This window comes from Polaromonas sp. P3_C2 (genome assembly GCF_056402675.1).
The window spans coordinates 1-920 of the sequence record NZ_JBFUGX010001065.1 but is presented as its reverse complement, the minus strand read 5'-3'; the positions used below and the strand labels follow the sequence as shown (position 1 = coordinate 920).

1 protein-coding gene is annotated in these 920 nt (G+C 67.7%); it reads left to right on the top strand.

Annotated features, from left to right (window positions below; all coding sequences use genetic code 11):
• On the top strand, window positions 1–920 hold a 920-nt coding region (gene clsB / locus AC1DWI_RS24580; RefSeq protein ID WP_477726104.1), incomplete at both ends, for a cardiolipin synthase ClsB.

The window sequence follows — 920 nt, the reverse complement described above, 5'->3', positions numbered from 1 at the left end:
ATTGTGGTCGTCGATGGCGAACGTGCTTTCGTCGGCGGCATCAACTATTCGGCGGACCACCTGGCCGACTTCGGCCCGCAGGCCAAGCAAGACTATGCCGTCGAGATCGAAGGCCCCCTCGTGGCCGACATCCACAGCTTTGTGCGCAGGGCCCTGGCGGCGGGCCAGCGCAATGCCGGCGCCGGCGGCGAAGCGCCCACGGGCTTGCGTGAACGGTTTTCCGAACGCGCCCGTTCCGTGGCCGGCACATGGCGCAGGGACGACGTGCCCGCGCCGGCGGGCGACGCCGCGGCGCTTTTTGTCACGCGCGACAACCGCAAACACACCAACGACATCGAGCGCCACTACCGCGCCGCCATCCGCACGGCGCGCCACCGCGTCGTGATCGCCAACGCGTATTTCTTTCCCGGTTACCGGCTGCTCAGGGAAATGCGCCACGCCGCGCGGCGCGGTGTGGACGTGCACCTCATCCTGCAGGGCGAGCCCGACATGGCGATCGTCAAGACCGCCGCCAGCATGCTCTACCACCACCTGCTGGACGCGGGTGTGCGCATTTACGAATACTGCGACCGGCCCCTGCATGGCAAAGTGGCCATGATCGACGACGAATGGGCCACTGTGGGCTCCAGCAACCTGGACCCACTCAGCCTGGCGCTCAACCTCGAGGCCAACGTCATGATCCGCGACCGCACCTTCAACAACGACCTGGGTTCGCGGCTGGACCACCTGATGCAGCACAGCTGCAAACAGATAGGCCGCCAGGACCTGGTGAAGCCCACGTGGTGGCGCACGCTGCGTAGCTACTTTGTCTTTCACCTGCTGCGCCGCTACCCCGCCTGGGCTGGCTGGCTGCCGGCGCACGCGCCGCGCATCACGCCCGCCCAAGCAGCCGCGCCAGAGGAACGCGAGCCGCCGCCCCA